This window comes from Rhodococcus sp. NPDC003322 (genome assembly GCF_053589555.1).
Window position 1 is genome coordinate 1,185,321 of sequence record NZ_JBSFSC010000002.1, and the last position, 21,439, is coordinate 1,206,759.

Annotated in this window: 23 protein-coding genes; 10 read left to right on the top strand and 13 right to left on the bottom strand. The window is 69.3% G+C overall.

Features of this window, described 5'->3' with window-relative positions:
- Nucleotides 1-58 precede the first annotated feature (58 nt).
- Nucleotides 59-493: an SRPBCC family protein gene (locus ACWDUM_RS11830; protein ID WP_450114829.1), complete on the top strand. Its 435-nt coding sequence runs from the start codon at nt 59-61 to the stop codon at nt 491-493.
- Between the two features lie 33 nt (nt 494-526).
- Here the strand turns inward: ACWDUM_RS11830 and ACWDUM_RS11835 are convergent, their stop codons facing one another.
- Nucleotides 527-1,312 (bottom strand): Rv3717 family N-acetylmuramoyl-L-alanine amidase, encoded by a 786-nt coding sequence (locus tag ACWDUM_RS11835; RefSeq protein WP_450134205.1) that lies wholly within the window; start codon nt 1,310-1,312, stop codon nt 527-529.
- Between the two features lie 152 nt (nt 1,313-1,464).
- Between ACWDUM_RS11835 and ACWDUM_RS11840 the strand changes: the two genes are divergently transcribed.
- On the top strand, nt 1,465-1,764 hold the full coding sequence (locus tag ACWDUM_RS11840; RefSeq protein WP_450114830.1) for a YbaB/EbfC family nucleoid-associated protein: 300 nt from the start codon (nt 1,465-1,467) through the stop codon (nt 1,762-1,764).
- An 11-nt stretch (nt 1,765-1,775) separates the two neighbouring features.
- Nucleotides 1,776-2,384, top strand: coding sequence for a recombination mediator RecR (gene recR, locus ACWDUM_RS11845; RefSeq protein WP_450134115.1), 609 nt, complete (start codon nt 1,776-1,778; stop codon nt 2,382-2,384).
- Between the two features lie 12 nt (nt 2,385-2,396).
- Here recR and ACWDUM_RS11850 read toward each other — a convergent pair whose 3' ends face one another.
- Both ACWDUM_RS11850 and ACWDUM_RS11855 read right to left on the bottom strand, forming a co-directional pair.
- Nucleotides 2,397-3,140, bottom strand: a complete 744-nt coding sequence (locus ACWDUM_RS11850; RefSeq protein ID WP_450134116.1) for a DUF899 domain-containing protein — start codon at nt 3,138-3,140, stop codon at nt 2,397-2,399.
- 102 nt (nt 3,141-3,242) lie between these two features.
- Nucleotides 3,243-4,172 carry a LysR family transcriptional regulator gene (locus ACWDUM_RS11855; RefSeq protein ID WP_450134117.1) on the bottom strand — a complete coding sequence of 310 codons (930 nt, stop codon included), beginning with the start codon at nt 4,170-4,172 and terminating at the stop codon, nt 3,243-3,245.
- 132 nt (nt 4,173-4,304) lie between these two features.
- Here ACWDUM_RS11855 and ACWDUM_RS11860 point away from each other — a divergent pair, with 132 nt between their 5' ends.
- The 3 genes from ACWDUM_RS11860 (at nt 4,305) to ACWDUM_RS11870 (ending at nt 8,219) form a co-directional block, all read left to right on the top strand.
- On the top strand, nt 4,305-5,696 hold the full coding sequence (locus ACWDUM_RS11860; protein WP_450134118.1) for an NAD(P)/FAD-dependent oxidoreductase: 1,392 nt from the start codon (nt 4,305-4,307) through the stop codon (nt 5,694-5,696).
- A gap of 198 nt (nt 5,697-5,894) precedes the next feature.
- Nucleotides 5,895-7,358: a lipase family protein gene (locus tag ACWDUM_RS11865; protein ID WP_450134119.1), complete on the top strand. Its 1,464-nt coding sequence runs from the start codon at nt 5,895-5,897 to the stop codon at nt 7,356-7,358.
- An 84-nt stretch (nt 7,359-7,442) separates the two neighbouring features.
- Complete coding sequence (locus ACWDUM_RS11870; RefSeq protein ID WP_450134120.1) at nt 7,443-8,219, top strand: VOC family protein; 777 nt, start codon at nt 7,443-7,445, stop codon at nt 8,217-8,219.
- A 244-nt stretch (nt 8,220-8,463) separates the two neighbouring features.
- On the opposite strand, the gene ACWDUM_RS11875 is transcribed toward ACWDUM_RS11870, so the two are convergent.
- From ACWDUM_RS11875 to ACWDUM_RS11895, 5 genes are read right to left on the bottom strand one after another with little or no spacing between them, the layout of a single operon-like run.
- Nucleotides 8,464-8,904: an SRPBCC family protein gene (locus ACWDUM_RS11875; protein WP_450134121.1), complete on the bottom strand. Its 441-nt coding sequence runs from the start codon at nt 8,902-8,904 to the stop codon at nt 8,464-8,466.
- 2 nt (nt 8,905-8,906) lie between these two features.
- On the bottom strand, nt 8,907-9,533 hold the full coding sequence (locus ACWDUM_RS11880; RefSeq protein ID WP_450134122.1) for a maleylpyruvate isomerase family mycothiol-dependent enzyme: 627 nt from the start codon (nt 9,531-9,533) through the stop codon (nt 8,907-8,909).
- Nucleotides 9,534-9,589: 56 nt separating this feature from the next.
- A complete protein-coding gene (locus tag ACWDUM_RS11885) occupies nt 9,590-10,306 on the bottom strand; it encodes a type 1 glutamine amidotransferase (protein WP_450134123.1) in 717 nt (238 codons plus the stop codon).
- Nucleotides 10,299-11,555 carry a MurT ligase domain-containing protein gene (locus tag ACWDUM_RS11890; RefSeq protein WP_450134124.1) on the bottom strand — a complete coding sequence of 419 codons (1,257 nt, stop codon included), beginning with the start codon at nt 11,553-11,555 and terminating at the stop codon, nt 10,299-10,301. Before ACWDUM_RS11890 ends, ACWDUM_RS11885 begins: the two co-directional genes overlap by 8 nt.
- Nucleotides 11,556-11,585: 30 nt before the next feature.
- On the bottom strand, nt 11,586-12,593 hold the full coding sequence (locus tag ACWDUM_RS11895; protein WP_450134125.1) for an EamA family transporter: 1,008 nt from the start codon (nt 12,591-12,593) through the stop codon (nt 11,586-11,588).
- A 72-nt stretch (nt 12,594-12,665) separates the two neighbouring features.
- Between ACWDUM_RS11895 and ACWDUM_RS11900 the strand changes: the two genes are divergently transcribed.
- Nucleotides 12,666-13,559 (top strand): LysR family transcriptional regulator, encoded by an 894-nt coding sequence (locus tag ACWDUM_RS11900; RefSeq protein WP_450134126.1) that lies wholly within the window; start codon nt 12,666-12,668, stop codon nt 13,557-13,559.
- 115 nt (nt 13,560-13,674) lie between these two features.
- On the opposite strand, the gene ACWDUM_RS11905 is transcribed toward ACWDUM_RS11900, so the two are convergent.
- The gene (locus ACWDUM_RS11905) at nt 13,675-14,064 is read right to left on the bottom strand and encodes an SHOCT domain-containing protein (RefSeq protein ID WP_450134127.1); all 390 of its coding nucleotides are present in this window, start codon (nt 14,062-14,064) and stop codon (nt 13,675-13,677) included.
- 148 nt (nt 14,065-14,212) lie between these two features.
- On the opposite strand from ACWDUM_RS11905, the gene ACWDUM_RS11910 reads away from it, so the two are divergent.
- Entirely contained in the window at nt 14,213-14,638 is a 426-nt protein-coding gene (locus tag ACWDUM_RS11910) for a DUF6325 family protein (protein ID WP_450134128.1), read from the top strand.
- A gap of 13 nt (nt 14,639-14,651) precedes the next feature.
- Nucleotides 14,652-15,014, top strand: coding sequence for an SHOCT domain-containing protein (locus ACWDUM_RS11915; RefSeq protein WP_450134129.1), 363 nt, complete (start codon nt 14,652-14,654; stop codon nt 15,012-15,014).
- 86 nt (nt 15,015-15,100) lie between these two features.
- Here the strand turns inward: ACWDUM_RS11915 and leuA are convergent, their stop codons facing one another.
- On the bottom strand, nt 15,101-16,909 hold the full coding sequence (leuA, locus tag ACWDUM_RS11920) for a 2-isopropylmalate synthase (RefSeq protein WP_450134130.1): 1,809 nt from the start codon (nt 16,907-16,909) through the stop codon (nt 15,101-15,103).
- A gap of 340 nt (nt 16,910-17,249) precedes the next feature.
- Between leuA and ACWDUM_RS11925 the strand changes: the two genes are divergently transcribed.
- Nucleotides 17,250-17,939, top strand: coding sequence for a pentapeptide repeat-containing protein (locus ACWDUM_RS11925; protein ID WP_450134131.1), 690 nt, complete (start codon nt 17,250-17,252; stop codon nt 17,937-17,939).
- On the opposite strand, the gene ACWDUM_RS11930 is transcribed toward ACWDUM_RS11925, so the two are convergent.
- From ACWDUM_RS11930 to ACWDUM_RS11940, 3 genes are all read right to left on the bottom strand, one after another.
- Nucleotides 17,936-18,163 carry a hypothetical protein gene (locus ACWDUM_RS11930; RefSeq protein ID WP_450114846.1) on the bottom strand — a complete coding sequence of 76 codons (228 nt, stop codon included), beginning with the start codon at nt 18,161-18,163 and terminating at the stop codon, nt 17,936-17,938. The genes ACWDUM_RS11925 and ACWDUM_RS11930 overlap by 4 nt on opposite strands.
- A gap of 89 nt (nt 18,164-18,252) precedes the next feature.
- Entirely contained in the window at nt 18,253-20,871 is a 2,619-nt protein-coding gene (locus ACWDUM_RS11935; protein WP_450134132.1) for a LuxR C-terminal-related transcriptional regulator, read from the bottom strand.
- 193 nt (nt 20,872-21,064) lie between these two features.
- Nucleotides 21,065-21,403 (bottom strand): GNAT family N-acetyltransferase, encoded by a 339-nt coding sequence (locus tag ACWDUM_RS11940; RefSeq protein ID WP_450134133.1) that lies wholly within the window; start codon nt 21,401-21,403, stop codon nt 21,065-21,067.
- Nucleotides 21,404-21,439 lie beyond the last annotated feature (36 nt).

Consider the following 21,439-nt stretch of genomic DNA (forward strand, 5'->3'; position numbering starts at 1 on the left):
CGATGGGCCGTACACGGGGCAGGCGTCCGGCCGACCCGTCAGGAGTGAGGAGTGCCCGGTGGGACAGGTCAGTGCCAGCAGTTCGGTCGAGGTCGGGGCGGCTCCCGAGGCGGCGCTCGCCGCGATCGCGGATTACCAGACCGTGCGCCCGCGCATCCTGACCGAGCACTACTCCGACTACCGGGTGCTCGAGGGCGGGCAGGGCGCGGGGACCGTGGTGCAGTGGGCGCTCAAGGCGACCGAGAAGCGCACGCGCAACGTCAAGGCCGCGATCACCGTGGCCGGTGACACCGTCACCGAGTCGGATGCGAACTCCAGCATGGTCACCACCTGGACCGTGACCCCGCACGGGTCCGGGTCGACCGTCACGACCACAACGACGTGGAACGGTGCCGGCGGCGTCGGCGGCTTCTTCGAGAAGATTTTCGCCCCGCTGGGGCTCAAGAAGATTCAGGCCGCAGTTCTCGAGAAGCTGGCCCGCGAACTGGGCTAGGACGGTGGGCGGGCCTCCCGATCCCCAGCGGGATCAGGAGGCGCTCCCCAGATACACGACGACGCCGCGCACCACGGCCTGCGCATAGCGGGCCCGGCCGGCGTCGTCGGTCATCTGCCGGGCCTCGCCGGGGCTGCGCATGTTGCCCAGTTCCACCAGGATCGACGGCCGTTCCGACAGGTTCAGCCCGGCGAGGTCGGCGCGGGCCTGCAGGCCCTGGGTGCCGGTGTAGGTCGACGGGGTCAGGCCCTCGTCGACCAGCGCGTCGCGCATCGTCGTCGCGAACGTCACCGACGGTCCGGCCTGCGTGTCGTTGAGCGGTGGCGCCGAGTAGCAGACGTGGAATCCGTGCTGGCCGGGCTCGGCGCCGTCCGCGTGCACCGCGACGACGGCGTCGGCGGAGGACGCGTTCGCGGCCGCCGCCCGCTCGTCGACGCAACTGCCGACGGAGGTGTCGTCCGACCGGCTGAGCATCACCCTGGCGCCCAGTGCTTCGAGTTCGGTGCGCATCAACCCGACCACCTCCCAGGTGAAGGTGTGTTCCGGGTAGCCGTCGGCGGTTGCGGTGCCGGTGGTCTGGCAGTCCTTCGTGTCGCCGCGGCCGGTCGGGACCTGGGCGGTGATCGCGGAGTCGTGCGATCCGCTGTGCCCGGGGTCGAGGAACACGGTCTTTCCGGTCAGCGGGGTTGCGGAGGCGTGCTGCTCGTCGGCGCCCTCCGGGCGTGGCGCGGTGCTGGTGCCCGGCTCGCCGGCCGTGACAGCGCCGTCGGTGGGGATGGTGCAGCCGGTCAGGGTGACGGTGAGCGTGACGGCGGCCAGGGCGCCCAGCCGGGTGAGGGGAACCCTGGCGGCGCGCGGGCCGCGAGGCCGTGACGTCGCTCGCACGCGCCCACCGTAGCCGGGTGCGTCTACGCTGGCGTGCAAACACGCGCAGAGAGGACCGCAACGTGCAACCCGGTGGACAACCCGACATGCAGCAGCTCATCGCCCAGGCACAGCAGATGCAGCAACAGCTCATGGCCGCTCAGGCCGAGATCGCCCAGGCGGAGGTCACCGGGCAGGCCGGTGGCGGCCTGGTGACGGCGACGGTGAAGGGCACCGGCGAGGTGGTGGCCCTGGCCATCGACCCGAAGGTCGTCGACCCCGAGGACGTCGAGACCCTGCAGGACCTGGTGATCGGCGCGATCGCGGACGCGTCGGCCAAGGCACAGGAGATCGCGGCCGGCAAGCTCGGTCCGCTCGCGGGCGGCCTGCCCGGACTTCCCTTCTAGCGAGGCGGAGCGTGTACGAGGGTCCGGTCCAGGATCTGATCGACGAGCTCGGCAAGCTGCCGGGAATCGGGCCGAAGAGCGCGCAGCGGATCGCGTTCCACCTGCTCGGCGTCGAGCCCCCGGAGATCGAGCGGTTGCAGAACGCGCTGCAGCGGGTGCGGGACGGCGTGCAGTTCTGCGTCGTCTGCGGGACGGTGTCCGACAAGGAGAAGTGCCGGATCTGTTCCGACGACCGCCGCGACCGCACCGTCATCTGCGTGGTGGAGGAGCCGAAGGACGTGCAGGCGATCGAGCGGACCCGTGAGTTCCGCGGCCGCTACCACGTGCTCGGCGGCGCGCTGGATCCGCTCAGCGGTGTCGGCCCCGATCAGCTCCGTATTCGGGAGTTGCTGGCGCGCATCGGGAATCAGGAGGACGGGGTGGACGTCGCGGAGGTGATCATCGCGACCGATCCGAACACCGAGGGGGAGGCGACCGCGACCTATCTGGTGCGGATGCTGCGCGACTTCCCGGGCCTGACCGTCACCCGGCTCGCGTCGGGACTGCCGATGGGCGGTGATCTCGAGTTCGCCGACGAGTTGACGCTCGGGCGGGCGCTGTCGGGACGTCGCGCGATGTGACGCGGTGCCCGGTCAGGACGTGAAGTCCGGCCGGGCGCCGTGTGTCGTGTCGCTGCGTCCCGTCGGTTCCTCCCACTCCTCCTGTCGGCCGAGGGCGGTGAGGTCGAGGAAGTAGTACGAGCCGCCCGTCGACTCCAGACCGCGTGCGTACTGCGAATAGGTGTGGAACACCCGGTCGTCGACGCGCAGGAAGCAGCTGCGGCCCGGCATCTCGAACGGCTGCTCGTAGTCGAAGAAGTCGCTGCCCATCGCCTCGAACTCGGCGCGGCCGCGGTAGTTGTACCGGGCGGGGGTGACCGACTCGTCGATCGTCACCCCGAAGTCGTAGTTGAAATCCGACCCGTGGGACGAGTACCACGGCAGGTCCCAACCGCGCTCGGCCTTCCAGCGCTGCAACTTCTCCAGCGGTGCGCGCGACACCATGGCGTAGGCGGTGTCGCGTGCACGCAGGTGCTCGAGGAATCCCTGCGACAACTCGTCGGTGCCCGCGGTGCAGCTGGGACAGCCCTCGTCCCAGGACGGGTCGAACATGAAGTGATAGACGATCAGCTGTCGCAGGCCGTCGAACAGGTCGAGCAGCCGCACCGGGCCGGTGGGGCCGTGCAGGACGTAGTCCTTCTCCACCGCGACCATCGGCAGGTTCCGGCGCGCGGTGTTGAGGGCGTCCCGCTGCCGGGTCAGCTCCTTCTCCCTGGTGAGAAGTTCGGTGCGGGCGGCCAGCCATTCGTCGCGGGTCCCGATCCTCGGCAGGCTCATGGCGATCTCCTTCGTGGTCGTGCCCCCGGATCCCCCCCGACAGGTTCGACCCTTCCAGCGCCCCGAACTCATCGCCAGGGGCCACGAACGCCGATGGCTTCCCTACAGTCCGGGTTCCTCCGGGTCGGGGAGCGCGGGACCGTGGGTGCCGCCGGGTTTGATGCTCTGCCGCAACGAGCTCACGAGGTCGGCCATCGCGGGCGAATCGGTGGCATCGCTGCGCACCACGCCGCACACGGGTACCCGCAGCCGGTTCCCGGCTTCGCGCATGACGCGCAGCCCGGTGCGCGGGGTGTTGTCGGTGACGGTGCTGGCGTAGAGCACGGTCCATGCCCGTGGGTTCGTGATCACGTCGAGGGTGGCGGTGTGGTCGCGGGCGATGGGCGGCCCGAACTGGACCCGGCGCCCGACCTCCACGAACGCGTCCTCGATGACGCTGTGGATCAGGACCTGACTGTGCCGGGGCGGCAGAAGCAGGGGGTACGGGGCGAGTTCGCCGAGTTCGACGGTGGAGAACGCCGAGAGCGGGTGCTGGCTCGAGGTGACTATGAGCAGGTCCTCGACGCCGAGCTGGACGGTCTCGAGGCCTGGGCGGTCGACGGCGCCGCGGATGAGTGCGATGTCCGCGTCCCCGGACGCGACGGCGTCGACGCGCTCCGCGAAACTCTTGATCACGAACTCGATGTCCAGGTCCGGGTGCCTGGCGCGGACACCGGCGATCGCGTCGAGGCTCTGCGGCGCGAACGTCATGTTCGCGGTGATCCGGACCCGGTTGCGTGGCTCCTTGACGACGGCATGGGCCTGGGTCTCGAGGCTGAGCACCTGCCGGGCGATCGGCACCAGCCGGGCTCCCGCGGCCGTCAGCCGCACCACCCGGGTGGACCGGTCGAACAGCGAGACACCCAGCTCGTGCTCGAGCTTGCTGACCTGGTGACTGATCGCGGACTGCGAGATGAAGCACTTCGCTGCGGCGCGGCTGAAGCTCAGCTCCTCGCTCACCGCCAGGAAGTAGCGGAGCTGCCGGAAGTCCATGGAGACATCCTACTTATGAGCAAACGCGATAACTGAATTGCGAATAGTCCACGACAGTGGCGAGGTGACGCCGTAAATACTTAGCGTGGCTCTCATACGTCTGATTCAGCGTTGATTCAGTAGGAGGTTTCCGTGGGTGAGGCAGTGAAGGACAAGACCGAGGTCGTCATCGTGGGGTCGGGCTTCGGCGCGCTCGCCACCGCGAAGAAGTTGGCCAAGGCCGGCAAGCCCTTCGTGCTGATCTCCGAGACCACCGAGCACCTGTTCCAGCCCCTGCTGTACCAGGTGGCGACCGGTGTCCTCGCCGCGGGAGAGATCGCGCCGTCGGTGCGCGCGATCCTCGCCAAGTACCCGAAGGCGGACGTCCGGCTCGGTCGTGTCGTCGACGTGGACGCCGAGGCCAAGGAGCTCGTCTACGAGGCCGCAGGCCAGCGGCACACCCTCGGCTACGACTCGCTGGTCGCCGCCACCGGCGCCCGGCAGTCGTACTTCGGACGGGACGAGTTCGCGAAGGTCACCTTCGCGCTCAAGACCGTCGACGACGCCGAGCGACTGCGCGCCCAGATCGTGCGCTGCTTCGAGGAGGCGCACACCACGTCCGACGCCGAGCGCGCGAAGAACCTGCTCAGCTTCATCGTGATCGGTGCAGGCGCGACCGGTGTCGAGCTCGCGGGTCAGATCAAGGAGCTCGCCGGCCGCTACTTCGAGCAGTCGATTCGCGGGATCACCGCCGAGGACGTCACCGTCACCCTCGTCGAGGGTGCGGGTGTCGCGATGCCGGCCTACGGCGGCAAGCTCAGCGAGTACACCAAGGCGTCGCTGGAGAAGGCCGGCGTCGAGGTCGTGCTGAACACCCTCGTCACCGACATCGACGAGCACGGCGCGACGTTCAAGGCGCATGGCGAGCAGGAGGGCGTCCGGCGCACCGCCGAGACGGTCATCTGGTCGGCGGGCGTGCAGGCCAACGACTTCGCGGCGGTCCTCGCCGAGCGCACCGGCTGCGAGACGGACCGCGCGGGCCGACTGCTGGTCAACCCCGACCTCACCGTCGGTGGTCGCGCCGACATCTTCGCCGTGGGCGACATGACCTCGCTGAACAACCTGCCCGGCCAGTCGCCGGTCGCGATGCAGGGTGGTCGCCACGTTGCGCGGACCATCCTCGGCAAGACCAAGCGCGGCACCCCGTTCAAGTTCCGTGACAAGGGCAGCATGGCGATCATCAACCGCTTCCGCGCCGTGACCAAGGTCAAGAGCATCGAGCTCACCGGGTTCGTCGCGTGGGTCCTGTGGCTGGCCGTGCACATGGTGTACCTGGTCGGTTTCCGGAACCGGTACGTCGCGGTGATGTCGTGGTTCGGCTCCTTCCTCGGCCACCGCCGACCGCACTTCCACTACGCGCAGGAACCGCAGAACATCTCCGAATCCATTGTCGCCGAAGCTGATTCGGAGGATGAGGAGATCAAACCCGAGGTGATCAAGAGCGTCGTTCCGAACGGCCCGAAGGAGCCGGTCGCCGTCTCCTGACGTCACCCGCCGAACGTCGAGAACCGCGGTCGCCCTTCCGGGTGGCCGCGGTTCTTTCGTGTCGGCACCGGTGCGCGACGATTCGGACGAATCGGGTCCACCGTCCTCCTCGTAAGTTCGAAAACCTAAGTGTCGACGCGGGTTCCGTGATCCTGCTCCGCCGCGACAGGGCATCGGGCCGGTGCTAGCGTGCCCGCCATGCGTATCCAGCACGGGGGTTTCTGGGTTCGAATGTGGGTCACCGCGGTGGCGGTGGCGGTCGCGGTCGGTGGCGGTGCCACCACGGCCGCGGCACAGTCCAGCGGCAGCGCGGGCGGCGAGGGATCGGTCGGCACCGGATCGCTGACCGACGGGACCGGTTCGGACGGCACGCTGCTCAACGGAACCACCCTCATCACCGGCTCGCTGGGGACGGCGTCGGTGGCCCGGTCTCCGCTGGGCTCCGTGCTGCCGCCGGTGGTCGGCTCGATCATCCCCGAGCCCGACCTCGACCCGCCGGGTCTGGAGACGCTGCGCCTGGAGATGCTGCCGTCGCCGCTCGGGGAACCGTTCTTCGACGAGTACCCACCCGGTCTGCCCGGCATGGCGAACGGCGAGGTCATCGAGACGCGCGACGTGACGACGGTGGCCCGGCAGTTCCTCCGTGGTCCGGTGCGGGAGGTTCGCCAGTTCAAGGTCAAGACCACCGATGCGCTCGGCGAGGCGTCCTTCGCGACCGCCACCCTTGTCGTCCCGGCAACCCCGTGGGCCGGTCCAGGGCCGCGGCCGGTGCTGGTGAACAACGTCCCGATCAACGGTCTCGGCAGGGCGTGCACCCCGGCGCACACCCTCGCCCACGGCATCACCCCGTCGACGAACCCGTTCGAGTTGCTGCGCCCCGTCACCTCGAAGGCCGAGGAACGGGGCTACGCGGTGCTCATTCCGGACCACGAGGGCCCGCGGATGGCGTACGGGGAACCGTTCGTGGCCGGGCACGCGATCCTGGACACGATCCGCGGCATGCGCACCCTCTACCCCGTGGAGTTCGGCACCAGCAAGCTGGCGATGATGGGGTACTCGGGCGGTTCGATCGCCACACACGGTGCGGTCAAGCTGATCGACTCGTACGCACCGGAACTGAAGTCCGACATCGCAGGAGCCGCGATGGGCGGGGTGCCCGCGGACTTCGAGATGCTCGGCCGCACCATGAACGGCAACCTCGCCGGGGGACTGTTCCTGGCCGCGTTGTTCGGGGTCTCCCGCGAACGGGTGCAGATCCTCACCCTCGCAAACAGTCTGGGGCAGCAGCTGGGCGTCTCGGGGCTCAAGGACCAGTGCGTCGGGGTGCTCGCCCTCGCCGGCATTCCCGGTGTTCCGGCCGAGGCGTTGGCCAATGTCAAGAAGGCACTGGATTCACCTGTCGCACACGAGATCTACGACATCACGAAGATGGCCGACTACACAGCCGGTGCTCCGCTGTACATCTACAACGGCGGTCAGGAGTTCTGGATCCCGGCACTCGGCGCACGCAACCTGTACGACGAACAGTGCGCGAAGGGGGTCAGCGCGGTGTACCGGCAGGTACCGGGTGAGCATGTGGTCGGTGAGATCACCGGGAACTCGGGGGCGTTCGACTGGATCGACGCGCGACTGCGGGGGGAGCCTGCCCCGAACGAGTGCTGACCGCGGCGCCCGGAACATGTCGGTGGGTGCGCGTAGGTTGGGGATGCACCAGTCCTCGGCAGTCCTTTTCGATAGGAGTCCGTTGTGCCCCAACGTCAATCACTGGTCGGCGCCCCGTGTTGGGTCGATCTGTTCACCTCCGACCCGGCGCGGGCGGTCCCGTTCTACGCCGGCCTTTTCGGCTGGGCCTGCGACACCAACGCCGATCCTCAGTACGGCGGGTACGCCATCTTCAGCAAGGACGGCCAACCGGTCGCGGGCATGATGAAGCAGGGGCCGGACGATCCCTACGGTGACGTGTGGACCGTTTACCTCGAGTCCGCGGACGCGGCCGCCACCGTGGAGAAGGCGTCCGCCGCGGGCGGTCAGGTGATGATGCCCGCGATGCAGGTCGGGGACCAGGGCACCATGGCCGTCCTCAGCGATCCGGCAGGGGCCGTCGTCGGGGTCTGGCAGCCCGACCGGCATCCCGGGTACGGGCGGTGGGGCGAGCCCGGCACACCCGCCTGGTTCGAGACCATGTCCCGTGACTACCGCGCCGCGCTGCCGTTCTACTCGGAGGTCTTCGGGTGGGAGTACGCGACGCTGTCGGACACCGATGACTTCCGGTACTCGCAGGCCAGGCTGAACGGCGGCGAGATCGCGGGTGTCATGGACGCCTCCGGTTTCCTGCCCGAAGGGGTGCCGTCGTTCTGGCAGTTCTACCTTGGGGTCGAGGACACCGACGCCGCGGTGGCGAGGGTCGTCGAACTCGGCGGCAGCGTCGAGCGACCGGCCGAGGACAGCCCGTACGGCCGGCTGGCCACGGTGACCGACCCGCTCGGGGCCCGGTTCCTGATCGTGCAGCCGCCCGCCGAGTAGCGGCGTCCGTGCCCCGTACCCGTCCCGTGTCGGGCGGGTACGGGGTTTACGGTGACATGCTCGAATTCGGCCGAAATCGCCTGGTCAACACTATTGCGTGGGGTGCAGGGCCGGGCGTACCGTGAGTGTTGCGGATCAAGGAAAAAGCGAACTGGTAACGGCTCGAACAACCTTGAGAAGCAGAGATCCGGCCGGGAGCGCGATTTATCGCTACGTTCTCGGCCGAACCCCTGTCTGGGGCCGATTACCCTTCCTCGAGCACCTGCTTCAGGCGGGCGAGATCCTTCTGGTTGGCGCGGCGCATGGCCGCGGCCAGCAATGGAGCCGCGATCGCGCCGAAACCGGACGGTTCCCCGGAATTGCGCAGGCCCATCCTCGTCGACCCCGGACCCGCGTCTTTCCAGGTGTACTCGGTCCTCATCGGGAACGGTCCCTGTGACGTCCGCATCACAAGGCGCTCGCCGCGTGTGTACTCGGCGACTTCGTATGTGTACGACAGTCGGCGACCGAGAAACCTGGCCACGAAGTCGAACCGCGAGCCGACCCGTAGCGGCGGTTCCGTCCGCCAGCTCGCCTCCCGGATGTTCGTGTACCAGATGGTCGCGTTGTTCGGAAGGCATGCGAAGTCGGCGACTTCCGCACGGGGTCTCGCGATGACCACCTCGGTGCACACATCGACGGCCACGGTCACATCCGTTCCCGGAGGGTGCCCACGCCCTCGCCGGTGAGTCCGTCGAGGCCGGCTGCGCGTCCCGTCATCGCCATCAGCAGGTCCAGCATCGGTCCCGCCACCTCGGGGCCCGAACCGATCGTCCAGGCGGTGTCCGTCGCCCGCAGCGACAGGCCCTCGATCCGGTTCTTCGTGCCGATCAGCAGGTTCGATCCCTTGTAGAAGTCGGCGACTCGCACCAGTGCGTCCATCGGATACGTGTGGCCGATGGCGAGGGGGCGACGGATGTCCTCGGCGTGGACGATCGTCTCACCGAGCCACGAGTCCACCGGTCCCGGCGGGGCAGAGGTGGCCGTGAGCACGGAACGGAACTCGGCCAACGTGTCGGCCGGGGTCCCGCGGGTCTCGGCGGCGACGTTCTTGGCGGCGAACGTCTCGAACCGCAGGCCCGTTCCCACCATCTTGGTCACGAACCTCAACGGTGTCATCTTCGCCGTTGCCGTCATGTGGCCGAGGGTCTCCCACACCGACCACTGCGTGCACAGCGAGGGCGAGGACCACTGGTCGTCGGTGAGGTCGGCGAGATCGTCCGCCAGCGCGGCGCGTTCGGCGTGAATCAGCGGCCACGGCTCCGAAACGGCCATGTCCCCTCCCTGGATCGAGGTGGGTGTACCTCGGAAGCTACACCGGTCGGAGAGGGTCAGCGACCGACCGCGAGCCTCTCGCGCCGCAGTCGGTCGACCTCCGGCAGGTCCAGGGGTGCGAGCGAGTCCAGGCCCAGTGCGCGGGCCAGCAGCAGGTCTGCCAGTTCCGGGTTGCGGGCGAGCGCAGGGCCGTGCATGTAGGTGCTGATCACCGACCCCTGCACCACACCCTCGTAGCCGTCGCCGACCCCGTTGCCGACGCCGTGGGTGACCGACCCGAGCGGACGGGCGTCCGCGCCGAGCGCGGTACCGCCGCGGTGGTTCTCGAACCCGGTCAGTGGCTGGCTCAGGCCATCGATCAGCGGGCGGGTGATCACCTCGCCGATCGCGCGGGTCTGCTGCGGGGAGGTGGTGACGTCGAGCAGCGAGACGCCCTCGACCCGCTCCCCTGCGGAGGTCTCGTACCAGTGCCCGAGGACCTGGATCGCTGCACAGATCGCCAGCACCGGCGCGCCCCGCTCCGCCGCCTTCTGCAGTCCGGGATAGCGCTGCAGATGCCGGGTGGCCAGGCGTTGCGCCGAATCCTCTGCTCCGCCAAGGGTGTACACGTCGAGGGATTCGGGAACCGGGTCGGACAGGGTGATGTCCACGATCTCCGCGTCGATCCCGCGCATCCGCAGTCGCTGACGGAGGATCAGCGCGTTGCCGCCGTCTCCGTAGGTGCCCATCACGTCGGGGAGCACCAGTCCGATCCGCACGGTCGACTCAGACATGCTCGGCCCCCTTCGTGACGGCGGTGTTCAGATCCCGGAACGCGGTGTAGTTGGCAAGCACCTCGACCCGGCCCGCCGGGCAGGACGCGATGGCACGCAACGGATCGGGTTCGAGGGAATGCTCGACGCCGGCGTAGGTGAGCCGGACCGCGAGGTCGGTGGCGCGCTCGCCGGATGCGACGACCTTGACGCCTTCGAAGTGCTCGAAGCGCACGTCCCACAGCCAGGACAGGTCCTCGCCGTCGGGCACCTGGCCGTTCACCGCGATGACGAGACCGTCCACGGTGGGGTCGATCATCGACAGCGCCTCCTGCCAGCCGGCGGGATTCTTGGCGAGCAGCATCCGTAGCGAGTGCGGGCCGACCTGGACGGCGGCGTACCGTCCGGCGATCTCGCGCACCCCCGCCGCCGCGGCGACCGCGGCCGTCGGATCGGCGCCCAGCGCGACGGCCGCGGCCACCGCCTGTGCCGCGTTGCCGCGGTTCGCGCGCCCGGGCAGGGTCAACGACATCGGGATGACCAGACCGTCCGGCCCGTAGAGGTTTTCGTCGTCCAGCCACCAGTCCGGGGTGGGCCGCGCGAAGTCGGCGCCGGTGCTGCGCCAGTTGCCGTCGGCGTCCCAGACGATCGGCTCGCCGCTGCGCGGACAACTGGTGGCGTCGTTCGCCCAGCCGGAGCCCGCGGCCACCCACACCACGTTCGGGTTGTCGTAGGCGGCGGAGGTGACCAGCACGTCGTCGCAGTTCGCGACCACGACCGCATTCGGGTGCGCGGCGAGGCCCGTCCGCAGCCGACGCTCGATCATGTTGATCTCGCCGACCCGGTCCAGCTGGTCGCGGCTGAGGTTGAGCAGCACGATCGCCTGCGGGTCCAGCGCGTCCGCGACGTGGGGGGTGTGCAGCTCGTCCACCTCGATGGCGGCGAGTTCGGCGTCGATGCCGACGCTGAGGGCCGCGACGATCCCGGCGTCCATGTTCGCACCGTCCGCCTGGGTGGCGACCGTGCCCACGGTCGCGAGCGCCGCGGCGGTCATCCGGGTGGTGGTGGACTTGCCGTTGGTGCCCGTCACCAGCACCGTCCGCTTGCCGCGCCCCAGCTGCGTCATCAGAGTCGGGTCGATCTTCAGGGCGATCAGCCCGCCGATCATCGACCCCTTACCCCGTCCGGCCTTCTGCGACGCCCAGGACGCCAGCGCGGCCGCGCGCAGTGCGAGGCGTCCTCGTGCGGAGAATCGAGTGCTACTTGCCACGCGCGCAGTTTTCCACACCACGTCGCCGGGTCAGGAGCGTGCCGGGGCCGGGGTGGGCAGTGCCACAGTTGCCGGCTCGCCTGCGGACACAGTCGCCGGATCCCCGGCGGGTACGGCCGGCAGGGTTCCGATCGGTCGGGGGGTGCGCGGACGGGTGACGCCGAACAGGCAGCCGCCCACCACCACCACCACCGCGCCGACCAGGGCCAATGCGGTGGGTCGCTCGTCGAGGACCAGCCAGGCGGCGCCGATCCCGACCACCGGTACCAGCAGCGAGAACGGGGCCACCGTCGACGCCGGGTAGCGGCTCATCAACCCGGTCCACAATCCCGACCCGACGATGGTGCCCAGCACCACGATGTAGGCCAGTCCGGCCAGTGCGGGCCACCCGTCGGCGGTCAGCGACGAGCCGAGTGCCGACCACCCCGCGGTCGGGCCCTCGATCACGGCGGAGAGCGCCAGCATCGGCAGGGGCGGGATCACCGTCATCCACAGCATCAGCCGCATCGGCGACTCGGTGTCCGTGCCTGCCCGGCGTCCGGCGGTGCCCGCCTGCCGGCTGCCTATGTTGCCGAGGGCCCAGCCGAACGCGCCGCACAGGGTCAGCAGCAGGGGGAGCAGGCTCGCGTGGGTGAAGCGGTCCCAGCCGATCGCGACCATGCCGCCGACCGCGACGACGATGCCGACCACCTGCCTGCGGCCGACCCGTTCGCGCAGCAGCAGCGCGCCGAGCAGCACCGTCATCGGTGCCGAGGCCTGCAGCACCAGCGACGCCAGGCCGGTCGGCATGCCGGAGTCCATCGCCCAGAACAGGAAGGCGAACTGCAGTACACCGAATCCGGTGCCGTAGAGCAGCAGCCAGCGCAGCGGGACGTTGGGGCGGGGCACGAACAGCACCACCGGGATCGCGATCACCAGGAATCGCAGGGCGACGAAGAAGAACGGCGGGAAGTGGTCGAGGCCCGCGCGGATCGCCAGGAAGTTCAGTCCCCACAGCAGAGCGACGAGGATCCCGAGCAGGCGGTCGCGGTTGGTCATGCGATCAATCGTGCGGTCACCTAAACATCAGGACAATCGAATATTGGTTCACCAACAATGTAATTTTGCTACATGGATGTGGTGCGGCTGCGGGTACTGCGGGAGCTGGCCGACCGAGGCACGGTCGCCGCGACCGCGTCGGCGCTCTCGCTGACCCCGTCCGCCGTCTCCCAGCAGCTCAAACTGCTCGCCCGCGAGGCGGGAGTGCCGATCCTGGAACCGGACGGCCGACGCCTGCGCCTGACGGACGCCGGTCGGGCGCTCGTCCTCCGCGCCGACGACGTCCTGGCCGCGCTCGACCGTGCCACCGAGGAGATGGCGTCGTACGCAGGTTCACCGAGGGGCCGGGTGCGCCTGGCGATGTTCCCGTCCGGTGCCGCCCTGTTGCTGCCGGGGGTGCTGACCCGGATCGCGAACCTCGGGGTCGAGGTGGACGCGCGGGACGTGGACCAGCCCGCGTCGGAGGTCCCGCGATTGCTGGCGGACTTCGACGTGGTGGTCACCCACCGCGACGAACGCGCGCCCGCACTGGTCTCCCCGCGAGTGCGTTTCGAGCCGTTTCTGCGGGAACCGATCGACCTTGTGCTCGCGCCGGACCACCCACTCGCCGACCGCCCGCAGGTCGCGCTCGAGGAGTTGGCCGAGGAGAACTGGATCAGTGTGAGGGGCGGGTTCCCGGTCGACGACGTGTTGCAGTCCGTCGCCTCGGCCACCGGGGTGCAACCGCGAGTCGTGCAGCGGATCAACGACTTCCGGGTCATCGAGGAACTCGTGCTCGCCGGGCACGGCGTCGCATTGATGCCGCGGTACGTCCCCGCGCATCGCGGGTTGGTGAGCAAACGCCTCACCGGGGTTCGCGCCGCACGGATCTATGAGCTCGCCACCCGGCCCGCCGCCGCCGAACGTCCCGCGGTCCGGGCGGTCCTCTCTGCGGTGCGGGCGCAGGCGGCCGTCGTCGGCGGGTGACCGGCCCCGATCGGTCGAGCCCACGGTGCCGGTGCCGGAAGCGCACCCGGCCACGAACGACAGCGCTCCGGGCACCCACGCGGGGTGCCCGGAGCGGTGTGGAAACGACCGGCAGCTAGCCGAGTGCCTTCCCCTTCAGCGCGGTGAACTCCGCCTCGGTGATGGTGCCGGAATCGAGTAGCGCCTTGGCATCCGCGATCTGTTCGGCCGGTGATTTACCGGCAACGGATTTGATGTAGGCGTCCTGTTCGGTCTTCATGTGCTGCGCGGCCGCCAGCGAGCGCTGGGTCATGCCGTCTCCGCGCGCGATCAGGTAGATCAGCGCCGTGAGGAATGGCACGAAGATCAGGAAGAACACCCACACCGCCTTCCACCAGCCCGAAAGCTTGTGATCGCGGAACAGGTCTCCGATGATCGCGAAGAGCAGCATCAGGTACGCCACGAAGGCGAACGTGATGAGGATCAGCCACAGGAAGTCCCAGAACGAGTCGACGGCAGAGTTCATCGGACGCCTCCAATTCACGATAGTGATTCGATTGTTGGAAAGAGGATCGCTCTCCGGCCGGGGCCTGCGCCTCATCCGCAGCAGGTGAGATCGGTCCTCATCCGCGGCGGGTGATGCGCACCGTGGCCTGCCGGACGAGAGTGGACGCATGGACGAGACGGTGAACATCGGGCCGGTCGAGCTGGTCGTGCTGGCGTTTCCGGGCGCCAAGGTGGATTCCGCGACGGTCGCGGCGCTGCAGAACGTGGTGTCACGTGGCTACGTGACGCTTCTGGACCTCGTCTACATCCACAAGGACGAGGCGGGCAACATCACCCAGGTGGACGTCGACGAGGACCTGCAGGACGTGGGCCTGGAGATTCTGTCGATCGAGGCGAAGGCGCTGATCAGCGACGAGGACCTCGACGTGGTCCGGGAGTCGCTCGACCCCGGCAGTTCGGCCGCGATCATCGTGTACGAGCAGACGTGGGCACGCGAATTCGTGGCGAGTGCCCGCGCGGCGGGTGGCGAGGTCGCGCTGCACGTCCAGATCCCACACGACGTCATCGTCGCCGCGGTCGAGGCCGCGCTCTAGGGAAGGAAGAGCAATGGTATTCAGGGCAGGACGCGTGGGGCGTCCGGGACTGCTCGGCACCGTCGCGCGGACCGCGGTGGTCGCGGGCACCGCCAGGGCCACCACCAACGCGATGGACCGGCGGTCACAGCGCAAGTACCAGGAGCAGCAGGCCTACGCCGACCAGCAACAGCAGGAGCAGGCGTACCAACAGCAGCAGTACGCCCAGCAGGCCGCCGCCCAGCAGGCTGCGGCCCAGCAGGCGGCCGCACCTGCGCCGGCCGCACCCGCGGAGGACGACATGATCGCCAAGCTCAAGCAGCTCGGTGAGCTGCACCAGGCCGGCGTGCTCAGCGACGACGAGTTCGCGGCAGCCAAGGCCAAACTGCTGGGCTGACGCGGCGCTCTCCCCAGCTACGACCGAAGGGGCCGTTTGTTCGGATCAGCCGAACAAACGGCCCCTTCGGTCGTTGGCAGGGGAGCTCAGTGAGCGCGGTTGACGGCGGAGACGACCGCGCGCAGCGAAGCGGTGGTGATCGAGGTGGCGATTCCGACGCCCCAGACGACCTTGGTGCTGCCGTCCGGCAGCGTCACCGCGGCCTCGACGTAGGCGGCGGCCTGGGCGTCGTCGCCGGCGGACATCGCGTGCTCGTTGTAGTCGAGCACCCGCACGTCGAAACCGATGGTGGAGAGCGCGTCGACGAACGCGGCCAGCGGACCGTTGCCGGAGCCGGAGATCTCCTGCTCCTTGCCGTCCACCTTCACCACGGCGGTGATGGCGTCGGTGCCACCGTCCTCCTCGGACGCGGTCACCTTCTGGCGCATCCGCTCCAGCGGGATGATCGGCGCCAGGTACTCCTCGTGGAAGACGTCCCACATCTCCTTCGGGGAGACCTCACCGCCCTCACCGTCGGTGATCTTCTGGACGGACTGGGAGAACTCGATCTGCAGGCGGCGCGGCAGCTGCAGGCCGTGGTCGGCCTTCATGATGTACGCGACGCCGCCCTTGCCGGACTGCGAGTTCACCCGGATGACGGCCTCGTAGGTGCGACCGACGTCCTTCGGGTCGATCGGCAGGTAGGGCACCTGCCACACGATGTCGTCGATGTCCGCGTCCTGCGCGTCCGCCGAGAACTTCATGTCGTCGAGACCCTTGTTGATCGCGTCCTGGTGGCTGCCGGAGAACGCGGTGTAGACCAGGTCGCCGCCGTACGGGTGCCGTTCGTGCACCGGCAGCTGGTTGCAGTACTCGACGGTGCGGCGGATCTCGTCGATGTTCGAGAAGTCGATCTGCGGGTCCACGCCGCGGGTGAACATGTTCAGGCCGAGCGTGACCAGGCAGACGTTGCCGGTGCGCTCACCGTTGCCGAACAGGCAGCCCTCGATGCGGTCCGCGCCGGCCTGGTAGCCCAGCTCGGCGGCCGCGACACCGGTGCCGCGGTCGTTGTGCGGATGCAGCGACAGGATCACCGAGTCGCGGCGGGCCAGGTTGCGGTGCATCCACTCGATCGAGTCGGCGTACACGTTCGGCGTAGCCATCTCGACGGTCGCCGGCAGGTTCAGGATGACCGGGTTCTCCGGGGTCGGCTGCAGCACCTCGGTGACCGCGTCGCACACCTCCTTGGCGTACGACAGTTCGGTGCCGGTGTAGGACTCGGGGGAGTACTCCCAGCGCCAGTTCGTGTCCGGGTACTTCTTCGCCTCCTCGAGCACCAGCACCGCGGCGTCGGTGGCGATCTTCTTGATCGCGTCCTTGTCGGCGCGGAACACGACCCGGCGCTGCAGGATCGAGGTGGAGTTGTAGAAGTGCACGATGACGCTCTTCGCGCCCTGGCATGCCTCGAAGGTGCGTGTGATCAGTTCCGGCCGCGACTGGGTCAGCACCTGGATGGTGACGTCGTCGGGGATGGCGTTGTCCTCGATGATCTCGCGGACGAAATCGAAATCGGTCTGGCTCGCCGACGGGAAGCCGACCTCGATCTCCTTGTAACCCATCCGGACCAGCAGGTCGAACATGCGGCGCTTGCGGGCCGGGCTCATCGGGTCGATCAGTGCCTGATTGCCGTCACGCAGGTCCACGGCGCACCACTGGGGGGCGCGGTCGATCACCCTGTCCGGCCAGGTGCGGTCGGCGAGCGTGATCTGCTCGACCTCCTCCGCGAACGGCTGGTACCGGTAGGTCGGCATGGAGGAGTTCTTCTGGGTGTTCCAGGCGGGCTGATCGGCGGGCGCGGGCTTGGACGGCGGCGTGATGGTGCGCGATCCGGAAGTAAAGGCGTCGGCGGGTGACATTGACGAATCTCCGAAATAGAGGGGACGGGTAGTCCTAAAGGTGAATCGACCGGCGCGACTGAACCCCGCGACGGGAGCCGGTCTGAAATCAGACCCCGTCGCGGCAGTTAAGAAGGAGCGCCCGCTGCATGTAGGGCAGTCTACCCGCTGGTCGGATCGGCTGGACCGGCGCCCGGCGAGATCACAGCACCCGCCCGCGTGTCGCGCGGACCGTCATCGCCGTTTCCTGGACGCTTGTTTTACGAAACATCCACCGCGGTCGTGACCGTTTCGTTAGTGTGTGCCGGTCTAGGCGGATTCAGCCCTCTATCGGGGGTTTCACTGGGGAAGCGAGATCGACATGTCGGTACTGAACAGCAGGCGTAACCATGTGCGGGCCAGGCTCGGTGTCGCAGCCGCGGGCGCTGGTCTCGTCCTGGCCGGGCTGGTCGTCTCGGCGCCGGTGGCGTCCGCGGACACGGTCGTCGGCGGCTGCACGATTGTGTCGGATCCCACGGAGACAACCTTCACCGACTGCGCGGGCGCCAACCTCGCCGGCGCGAACCTGTCGGGTGTCGACCTGTCCCATGCGAATCTGTCCGGTGCCAATCTGCTCGGCGCGGACCTGACCAACGCGACGTTGGTGGGGGCGAACCTCTCCCAGGCGAACTTCTACCTCGGCCTCGCGTCCGGCGCCGATCTGACCGGTGCGAACCTCAAGAATGCCAATCTGTCGAGTGCGGATCTCAACGGCGCCAAGCTGACGGGCGCCACACTGACCGGGGCGCGGCTGTCCGGCGCCAAGCTGATCGGCGCGGACCTCACCGGTGCGGTCGGAGCGGACCTGACCGGCGCGGTCACCACCGCCGACGATTCGGATGCCGAGACGAGTGGCGGCAGCTCCCTCCCGTTCCCGATCAACGTCACCGGCTCTGCGAACGACGCCGGCGTCGGCGTCGACACGGGCGGCAACACCGGCACCGAGCCGAGTGGTCCCTTCGGGCTCAACATCACGGGTTCGACGAACAACAGCTTCGTCGGCGTCGGCTAGGGCTCGGGCAGCCGCCGCATCTCGATCACAGTCAGACCGAGGGCGTCGAACCGGGCGAGCATCGCGCGCAGTTCCTGATCACCGTCCACCGGGCCGGTGAGGCGCGTGTGGCCAGCTGGTGCTCCGACACCTGCCAGCTCGGGGAACGCCGCCAGTGCCCGTGCCGACAGTGTGCCGCGCACCAGGAACTCGTAACGGACCCGGCCGTGAGGTCTCTGCGACACTGCCGCACCTCCCGTGGTCATCCGGCTGCTCGTGTCCGAGCCTGCCGGACGACGATGTGGCGGACCTCACCCGTCGATGGTGAACTTCGCTAGAGCAGGCCCCGGACTCGGGCCTCGGCGATGGCCTCCTGCCGGGTCCGGACCCCGAGCTTTCGGTAGATCCCGCGCAGATGGGTCTTGACGGTGTTCACCGAGACGAACAGGTCCGCTGCGATCTGCTCGGCGGTGCGCCACGACGGCAGCTCCGTCAACAGTTCCCGCTCCCGTGAGGTGAGCAGGGTGGCGCGTCCCGCAGCGGCGGGGACGACGGCGCGGACCTGTTCGGCGAATCCGTCGAGAACGCCGAATCGGCCACTGTGACGGTCCAGCAGGGACCTGATCGTTCCGCCGCCGCCGTCGAAGAACGGACGTCGGATCCCCTCGGGCTCGGCGAGACGCAACGCCTCGGTGACCGCGGCCCGGGCCCGGAGGTCGTCGTGCCGACGGTCGGCGATCGATGCGTCCAGCAGCCAGGCGTGGATCAATGTGACGGGTGCCGTGCAGCTCAGCTCGCCCGACAACACCGGCTCCAGTTCCGTGCTCGCGGCGTCCACCCGCCCCCGGTGGGCCGCGGTCATCGCCACGATCAGCGCGAGCTCGCCGCCGCGCCCGAGGACGCGCGCGGTGTGTGCGGACAACTGCCCGAGGTGTGGTTCCTGTCCTTCGTCGAGCAGGATGCGGTGGACCACCGGGGCCAACAGCGCGACCGTGCCCGGCGGCAGCGGGTGCTGCGCCGCCGATTCGAGGTGCGCGTGGATCGCCACGCCCGACGGCCGCCTCCCTGTCGTGTCCGACCGTCGGAGCAATTCCCGAACACAGGCCGCGGCATCGGTGATGGCGTCGTCCGGGCACTCGGTGAGGGTCTGATGTTCGGCATCGTCCGGTACCGCCGGCGGGTCCATCCTCAGGTAGCGGCCCCAGTCGCGCATCAACTCCGCGAGCCGGACATGGGTGCCGCCCGCCAGGTCACGGCTTCGGCCGAGGTCGATTGCCGCCGAGGCGTGCCGGTCCATCGTGCCGAGTTCGCAGCGGAAGGCCGCCTCCGCCGCGAGCCAGGTCAACGCCTCGACCTCGAGCGCGGGCAGGTCCGCGGATCGCGCGGTCGCCGCCGCGGCCTCCAGGTGCTGCCCGGCGCGATCGAGCTGGTCGAGGCACAGCTCGGCGGCGCCCTCGGAGAGCAGGACGAAGGCGTCGAGTTCGGGTTTGCCGGAGGCGCCGGCGTCGTCGTCGTGAAGACGGTCGAGGGCGTCCTCGACACCGCCGGTCCGCAGCGCGAGCTGTAGACGCAGGGTGTGTTCGAGCAGACGCGAGTGCGGCGTCTCGGTGGTCGTGGTCGAGCCGGCCGCTCCCAGGACGGACGCCGCGGCCGCTTCGTTGCCGCGGGCGATCTCCGCGGCGGCGCGAACGAGGCGGGCGGTGCGGCCCGATCGCACGGACGGTGGCGCGTGGTCGAGGACCTCGATCACCTTCGCCCCGTGGCCACGGAGGACCGCCCCGAGGCCGCGACCGGCGAGCAGGGACCGCAGGGCCCGGATGTCGCCGGCGTGCTGCGCGTGCTCGAGGGCCCGCGCGTCGGCGCCGGACTCGGCGAACCATCGCGACGCGACGTTCTCCAGATCGGCAACCGCGCTCCGCCCGAGCCGGCTCACTTCCGCGCGCAGGTAATCGCGCAGGAGCGGGCGGAATCGGTACCAGCCGGGCCGGCCCGCCACCCGTTCGAGGGGGAAGTTCTCCCGCTCCAGGGTGTCGAGGATGCCGCGGGCGTTCGGGTTGCCGGTGAGGGCTTCGGCGAGTTCGACGGTGAAGCTGTCGGGAATCGACGACTCCACGACGAAGGCGCGTTCCGCCGGATCGAGGTGATCGAGGACCTCGCCGACGAGGTAGTCCGCGACCACCTGGTTGTCCCCGCCGAAGTCCGCGATCACCGCGGTCGGGTCGGCGGAGCGGCCCAGGACGATCGCGGCGAGCCGGAGTCCGACCGCCCACCCCTGCGTCCGCTCCCACACGGCGTGCAGGTCGCCGGTGTCGAGGGTGACGGGGTGGTCGGCGAACAGTTGCGCGGCCTCCTCCTCCGTGAATGCGAGCTCCTGTGGCGGGAAGTCGCGGACACGCCCGTCCAGTCGCATCCGATGCAGTGCCAGCGGCGGCTCGAACCGCGCGGCGAGCACCGTCCGGACCGTCGGCGGCGCCCAGCGCAGAAACGCCCCGAGCGCTTCGAGAGCGGTCGGGGCGTGCAGTAGGTGTACGTCGTCGAGGATCAGCAGGATCGGCCTGCTCAGGGCTCCGAGTGATTCCGCGACGACGGCCGGATAATCGTCCGTGTCGGCGGCCGGAAGGTCGGACAGTGCGTCGAGGACCTCGGCGTCGGCGGTGGCACGCAGTGCGGTGAGCACCGGCGCCAGCGGTTCTCGCTCGTTGTCCGACTCCTGGACGGTGAGCCACGCGGTTGTCGGGGCGTCTTGTCCCGCAGCGGTTTCGGTCACCCAGTCGGCCAGCAGCATCGTCTTGCCCGACCCCACGGGTGCGCTGAGCAGGGCGACGGAACTCGGCGTCCCTTCGGTTGGCGACATGGTGGAGGAGAGGGCCTCGTGCAGCCGGTGGCGGCGGATCGCCGCTCGCCCGTAGGCGGGTACCCGCGCGCGTCGGGTGGTGTGGTTCGCGACGGACATCTCTGGCCTCGTTCCTCGCGGGTATCGCGCCGGGGCGTGCGCACCGGCGTTGCCCCGCGGGGGAACCCCGCGGGGACCAGCGATTTCGAATCTATTACGAGGGGCCCGGTTTCGCGCGGCGGACCAGCGACGAAACGGACACGAGATGGTTACGAGGTGGTGCCCGCGTCGACGTGGCCGGGGCCGGGGGCGGTCACTGGGCCCGGACGGCGGCGACTGCCTCCTCTGTCACCGGATCGACATGAGCGTCGAAGTCGTGGTGGCGTTGCAGGTACTTGGCGACGTAAGGGCAGATCGGCACGATGCGTCGGCCGCTCGCCACGGTGGCGGCGAGGGCGTCGTGGACGAGGATCGCGGCCAGCCCCTGCCCTGCGAAGCGGTCGTCCACCTCGGTGTGGAAGAAGATCCGCTGTTGACCGTGGTCGAGGTACTGGGTGAGGCCGGCGAGTTCGTCGCCGACGGTGATCTCGTAGCGGTCTCCCGCGTCGCGTACGGCGGGGGACGGTGTGGGCGAGGTCGAATCGTCGTTCATGAATCAACTATGGCGCAGTTTCGATTTCGGTGGGTG

What these genes read in the sequence shown, in the direction of transcription:
- ACWDUM_RS11840 (WP_450114830.1), top strand. Translation starts at nt 1,465, where the DNA reads ATGCAGCAGCTCATCGCCCAGGCACAGCAGATGCAGCAACAGCTCATG.
- ACWDUM_RS11850 (WP_450134116.1), bottom strand. Translation starts at nt 3,140, where the DNA reads ATGAGCCTGCCGAGGATCGGGACCCGCGACGAATGGCTGGCCGCCCGC.
- ACWDUM_RS11855 (WP_450134117.1), bottom strand. Translation starts at nt 4,172, where the DNA reads ATGGACTTCCGGCAGCTCCGCTACTTCCTGGCGGTGAGCGAGGAGCTG.
- ACWDUM_RS11865 (WP_450134119.1), top strand. Translation starts at nt 5,895, where the DNA reads ATGCGTATCCAGCACGGGGGTTTCTGGGTTCGAATGTGGGTCACCGCG.
- ACWDUM_RS11880 (WP_450134122.1), bottom strand. Translation starts at nt 9,533, where the DNA reads ATGGCCGTTTCGGAGCCGTGGCCGCTGATTCACGCCGAACGCGCCGCG.
- ACWDUM_RS11885 (WP_450134123.1), bottom strand. Translation starts at nt 10,306, where the DNA reads ATGTCTGAGTCGACCGTGCGGATCGGACTGGTGCTCCCCGACGTGATG.
- ACWDUM_RS11895 (WP_450134125.1), bottom strand. Translation starts at nt 12,593, where the DNA reads ATGACCAACCGCGACCGCCTGCTCGGGATCCTCGTCGCTCTGCTGTGG.
- ACWDUM_RS11900 (WP_450134126.1), top strand. Translation starts at nt 12,666, where the DNA reads ATGGATGTGGTGCGGCTGCGGGTACTGCGGGAGCTGGCCGACCGAGGC.
- ACWDUM_RS11905 (WP_450134127.1), bottom strand. Translation starts at nt 14,064, where the DNA reads ATGAACTCTGCCGTCGACTCGTTCTGGGACTTCCTGTGGCTGATCCTC.
- ACWDUM_RS11910 (WP_450134128.1), top strand. Translation starts at nt 14,213, where the DNA reads ATGGACGAGACGGTGAACATCGGGCCGGTCGAGCTGGTCGTGCTGGCG.
- ACWDUM_RS11915 (WP_450134129.1), top strand. Translation starts at nt 14,652, where the DNA reads ATGGTATTCAGGGCAGGACGCGTGGGGCGTCCGGGACTGCTCGGCACC.
- leuA (WP_450134130.1), bottom strand. Translation starts at nt 16,909, where the DNA reads ATGTCACCCGCCGACGCCTTTACTTCCGGATCGCGCACCATCACGCCG.
- ACWDUM_RS11925 (WP_450134131.1), top strand. Translation starts at nt 17,250, where the DNA reads ATGTCGGTACTGAACAGCAGGCGTAACCATGTGCGGGCCAGGCTCGGT.
- ACWDUM_RS11935 (WP_450134132.1), bottom strand. Translation starts at nt 20,871, where the DNA reads ATGTCCGTCGCGAACCACACCACCCGACGCGCGCGGGTACCCGCCTAC.
- ACWDUM_RS11940 (WP_450134133.1), bottom strand. Translation starts at nt 21,403, where the DNA reads ATGAACGACGATTCGACCTCGCCCACACCGTCCCCCGCCGTACGCGAC.